This window comes from uncultured Limnohabitans sp. (genome assembly GCF_937889215.1).
Classification (GTDB): domain Bacteria; phylum Pseudomonadota; class Gammaproteobacteria; order Burkholderiales; family Burkholderiaceae_C; genus Limnohabitans_A.
On the sequence record NZ_CALBEX010000183.1, the window covers coordinates 1 to 5,290 of the forward strand.

At 62.7% G+C, this 5,290-nt stretch carries 4 protein-coding genes; 3 read left to right on the plus strand and 1 reads right to left on the minus strand.

From position 1 onward, the window contains the following. The coding region (locus Q0341_RS04710; RefSeq protein WP_299510907.1) for an FAD-dependent monooxygenase at nt 1–744 on the minus strand (744 nt) is incomplete at its 3' end. A gap of 178 nt (nt 745–922) precedes the next feature. On the opposite strand from Q0341_RS04710, the gene Q0341_RS04715 reads away from it, so the two are divergent. The 3 genes from Q0341_RS04715 to Q0341_RS04725 form a co-directional block, all read left to right on the plus strand. Beyond that, nucleotides 923–3,757, plus strand: a complete 2,835-nt coding sequence (locus Q0341_RS04715) for a monovalent cation/H+ antiporter subunit A (RefSeq protein ID WP_299510908.1) — start codon at nt 923–925, stop codon at nt 3,755–3,757. Between the two features lie 58 nt (nt 3,758–3,815). Beyond that, nucleotides 3,816–4,226, plus strand: a complete 411-nt coding sequence (locus Q0341_RS04720; protein WP_299510912.1) for a Na+/H+ antiporter subunit C — start codon at nt 3,816–3,818, stop codon at nt 4,224–4,226. Beyond that, nucleotides 4,226–5,290 (plus strand): proton-conducting transporter membrane subunit (locus tag Q0341_RS04725; protein ID WP_299510910.1); only part of this gene is annotated, 1,065 nt, incomplete at its 3' end. The genes Q0341_RS04720 and Q0341_RS04725, both read left to right, overlap by 1 nt.

Here is a 5,290-nt window from a genome sequence, read left to right on the forward strand (position 1 = left end):
CTTGCTGCCGTCTTTGACACCCCATTCTTCTTGTTCGCGGCTGTGGAAAGTCACCACCACGTTGTATTGCTCGCCGCCGCGCAGCGGGTAGTGCACCAGGTGGCAGTTGGGCCCCACCCAGATGGCGGCCGCGTTCCATTGCAGATCGGCAGGAAAGTCTTTTTTGTCGACCACGGCGCGGTAGACCACATGGCCCGTGACGCGGGCCGGGTCGCCCACAAACTGCTCACGCACCACCGATTTGACGCCATCGGCCCCGATCAGGGCGCAGCCCTGGAAGGCTTTGCCGTTTTGGTCCCACACGGTCACGCTGCTGTCGTCTTGTTCAATGCGCACCACGCGGGTGCTGGTGTGAAATTGCACTTGCCCGGTTTCTTGCGCGGCTTCGAGCAAGGACAAGTGCACATCGGCGCGGTGGATCACGGCATAGGGGTTGCCAAAACGCTCGCGGAATTTTTCGTCGGTGGGGATCTTGCCGACCTGGTACTCGTCGAGCGCGTCGTGCATCACCATGAAGTCGGTGTAGACCGCGCGGCCACGGGCCTTGTCGCCGATGCCCAATGCGTCAAACGCATGAAACCCGTTCGGTCCAATTTGGATGCCCGCGCCGATTTCGCCGATCTCGGGGGCTTGCTCCAGCACGGTGACGGCAAAGCCCTGGCGCACCAAGGCGAGGGCAGCGGCCAAGCCGCCAATGCCACCGCCTGCAACGATGACGGGGAGTGTGTTGTGTGAAGGGCTCATGGGGTTCCTGGCGTGGAAGGGGGAACAAAAAGAAGTTATTCGATAAGTGTACTTATTAAATGCCCGCTTGACCAGTCGCTGGGGTGCAAACCCAAACAAAAGACCCGTGGTCAGCATGACTTGGGGGGAGGAAGCAGGCTGCATGGCTAAAATCGGCCGCTTACCTGAAAGACATGCCGTGCTCTTATTCATCGTATTGCTCCCTCTTTTGCTGGGCACCCTGGCCACGTTTTGGCTAGGTTCCCGCTCGCGACTGCTGACCGCTTGCGCGGCGGGTGCCGTCACGGCCACCAGTTTGGGCCTGTTGCTGTCCATGGCCCCTGCCGTGCTGGCCGGTGAGACGGTGATGAACGCCTGGCCCTGGGTGCCCGAGATCGGGCTGAACCTGACGTTCCGCCTCGACGGCCTGTCGATGATGTTCGCGGGCCTGATCCTGTTCATCGGCTTGATGATCATCTTGTATGCGCATTACTACTTGAGCGCCAAGGACTCGGCCGGCAAGTTTTACAGCGAGATGATGCTGTTCATGGCCGCCATGCTGGGCGTGGTGCTCTCAGACAACTTGCTGCTCTTGGTGGTGTTTTGGGAGCTGACCAGCGTTTCGTCCTTCTTGTTGGTCGGTTATTGGAGCCACCGGCCCGACGCACGCGCCGGAGCCCGTCAGGCCTTGGCCGTGACCGGGGGCGGCGGCCTGGCCATGCTGGGCGGCTTTGTCTTGCTGGGTCAGATTGCGGGCACGTACGAGCTGAGTGAAATGCTGGGCAACGTGGCCACCATTCAAGCCGACCCGATGTTCTTGCCCGCGCTGCTCTTGATTTTGGTGGGGGCCTTCACCAAGAGCGCGCAGTTCCCATTTCACTTCTGGCTGCCCGATGCGATGGCTGCGCCCACGCCCGTGTCGGCCTACCTGCACTCGGCCACCATGGTCAAGGCCGGGGTGTTTTTGCTCATGCGCATGTACCCGGTGCTGGCCGGGTCGGGTTATTTTGAGGCGATTGTCACCACGGTGGGCCTGATCACGGTGTTGTTTGCGGCCTTCATCGCGATCTTCAAGCACGACCTTAAAGGTTTGCTGGCTTATTCCACCGTGAGCCACTTGGGCCTGATCACGTTTTTGGTGGGCCTGGGCTCGCCGCTGGCCGCTGTGGCGGCGGTGTTCCATGTGCTCAACCACGCCACCTTCAAGGCCTCGCTGTTCATGATCGCGGGCATCGTGGACCACGAAACCCATTCGCGCGACATGCGCAAGCTGGGCGGCCTGTGGTCGCTCATGCCCTGGACGGCCACGTTGTCCATGGTGGCGGCCGCGTCCATGGCGGGTGTGCCTTTGACCAACGGCTTCTTGTCCAAAGAGATGTTTTTCACCGAAGCGGTGGTGGGCACCTCCGGCGCGTTCGCTTGGCTGGTGCCCGCGCTGGTGACTTTGGCCGGGGTCTGCAGCGTGGCGTATTCGCTGCGTTTTGTGCACGACACGTATTTCAACGGCCCGCTGGGCGATGTGCTCAACACCCACCCGCACGAGCCGCCGCTGGGCATGAAGCTGCCCGCGATGCTGCTGGTCACGCTGTGCATCGTGGTGGGGGTGTTGCCCGCGCTCACACTGGGCCCGCTGGTCGATGTGGCGGCCACGGCCTTGGCCGGCAAGCCACTGCCCGAATACCACTTGGCCATCTGGCACGGCTTCAACCTTCCCTTGCTCATGAGCGCGATCGCGCTGGTGGTGGGCATTGCGCTGTACCTGATGCTGGCCAAAAACAAGCGCCTGCACCGCATCGAGTCCGAGGCCTGGTTTGGCCGCGCCACCGGTCGGCAGATGTTTGAAGGCCTGATCGACGGCTTGTTTGCCTTCGCCGGTCGCTTGACGCTGCGTTTGGAGAACGGCTCGCTGCAAAGCTACCTGGCCTGGATGCTGGGCGGCGTGGTCTTGGTGGTCGGCTTGCCTTTGCTGGGCAGCGGCATCGGCACCGGCCCTCGCGAGTTGTTGCCTGCATCGCCCCTGGCCATCATGATTTGGCTGCTGCTGGGGGCCACCACTTTGACGCTGGCGCTGCAGCACCATCACCGCTTTCAGGCCGTGGTCTTGGTGGGCGTGGTGGGCTTGGTCACGTCCCTGACTTTTGTCAGCCTGTCCGCGCCCGATTTGGCCTTGACCCAGTTGTCGGTGGAGGTGGTGTCCACGGTGCTGATGCTCATGGGTTTGGCCTTGTTGCCACAACATTCACCGCGCGAGTCGAGCACCGCCCGCCGCGTCCGCGACGGCGCACTGGCGCTGGCTGCCGGTGCTGGCATGGCCTGGTTGAGCTGGGTGTTTGTGACCCGTGACCACAGCGCCATTTCCTGGTTCTTCTTGGACAAGTCGATCCCCGTGGGCGGTGGCTCCAACGTGGTCAATGTGATCTTGGTGGACTTCCGGGGTTATGACACCTTTGGCGAGATCACGGTGCTGGGCATCGCCGCCATTGGCGTGCTGGCGCTGATGGAGGGCATGCGCACGCGCCGCCCTCAACAGGACAGCGATGGCCTGGCCTGGACCTTTGCCGCACAACCGCTCATGTTGCGTGTGGCCGCTGGGGTGGTGTTGCCGGTGGCGCTGGTGTTCACCATTTACATCTTCATGCGCGGGCACAACATGCCCGGTGGCGGCTTCATTGCGGGCCTGATCACGGCTGTGGCGCTGGTGCTGCAGTTCATGTCCATGGGGCAGGCCAAGGCTGAATACCTCTTGCGTGGCCAGGCGGGTCGGCGCTTTGTTCAGTGGATCGGCGCGGGCCTGGGCATTGCCGGACTGACCGGGGTGGGCGCGTTTGTGTGGGGTCGCCCGTTCTTGACCAGTGCCCACGGCAACCCGGTGGTGCCGGTTTTGGGTGAGCTGCCGCTGGCCTCGGCCGCCTTGTTTGACTTGGGCGTTTATTTGGTCGTGGTTGGGGCCACGCTGTTGACCATCTCGGTGTTGGGCAATGCGACCCGTGAATCGCCGGGCCCGAGCGCTGTGCGCCCCAAGGTGGCCGCATGATCACTGCACACACCCTTTCGTTCAGCGTTTCAAGTCGCACCAAGGAGCTCACATGAGCATGGAATTTTTGTTGGCCAGCGGTATCGGTTTTGTCACCGCCTGCGCCGTTTACCTGATGCTGCGCGGACGCACTTTCACCGTGGTGCTCGGCTTGTCTTTGCTCGGCTACGCCGTCAACGTTTTCATCTTCGCTATGGGGCGCTTGTGGACCAATGCGCAACCCATTTTGGTCGGCGACGGCCCCGTCGCCGACCCTTTGCCGCAGGCGCTGGTGCTCACAGCCATCGTGATTGGTTTTGCTACCACGGGCTTTGTCATCGAGTTGGCCCTGCGCAGCCGGCACGAAAGCGGCAGTGACCATGTTGACGGGCACGAGCCTGGCCACGCACCCGGTTTTGTGGCCAGTGCAGTGACCAAAGACCCAAGCGCTGCAAGCTCGCCCACCACAGCACAAGGGGGGCCGGTTTGATGTTCGACGCTCTCTTGTCTTTCTGGCTGCAGCACGCGCCCGTGCTGTCGGTTTTGCTGCCCGTGTTCACGGCCGTGGCCTTGTTGCTGCTGGGCGATGGCAGCCAACAGGTGGCCGGCGGTGGCCATGGCGACAGCCGACAGCGCTGGGCGCGTCGACTGGCCATGGCCTCGGTGTTGCTGGGTTTGCTCATGGCCATCGGCCTGGTGGTGCAGGCCAGCAGCGGTGAGTTGCTGGTTTACCAACTGGGCGAATGGCCCGCGCCCTTTGGCATCGTCATGGTGCTGGACCGTTTGTCCGGCCTGATGGTGTTGTTGACTTACCTGGTGGCTGTGCCCGTGCTTTGGTACGCCACGGGCGGCTGGGACGCCCGGGGGCGGCATTTCCATGCGCTGTTCCAATTCCAGCTCATGGGGCTGTGCGGCGCGTTCATGACGGGCGATTTGTTCAACCTGTTCGTGTTCTTCGAAGTCTTGCTGATCGCCTCTTATGTGCTGCTGGTCCATGGCCAGGGGCGCGAGCGCTTTCGCATGGGCATCCATTACGTGGTGCTCAACCTGGCCGCTTCGGGCTTGTTCTTGATTGGTCTGGCCATGGTCTACAGCGTGACCGGCACGCTCAACATGGCCGATGTGGGCCTCAAGGTGGCGCAACTCACCGGTGATCAAGCTTGGCTGGCGCAGGCCGCTGCCTTGGTGTTGCTGGCCGTGTTTGGCCTCAAGGCCGCGCTGGTGCCCTTGTACTTTTGGCTGCCCGGCACCTATGCAGCGGCCAGCGCGCCGGTGGCGGCGCTGTTTGCCATCATGACCAAGGTCGGGGTCTACAGCATCATCCGCACGCACTGGGTGATTTTTGGAGTGGGGGCAGGGGAGTCGGCCATGGCCGTGGCCGACTGGCTGCTGCCTTTGGCGCTGACCACCAGCGTGTTGGGGGTCATGGGCGCACTTGCGGCGCACAGCTTGAGCCGCTTGGTGGCCTACCTCACGGTGTCCTCGGTAGGCACTTTGCTGGCCTGCGTGGGTTTGTTCACCACCGACACTTTGTCTGCGGCGCTGTATTACACG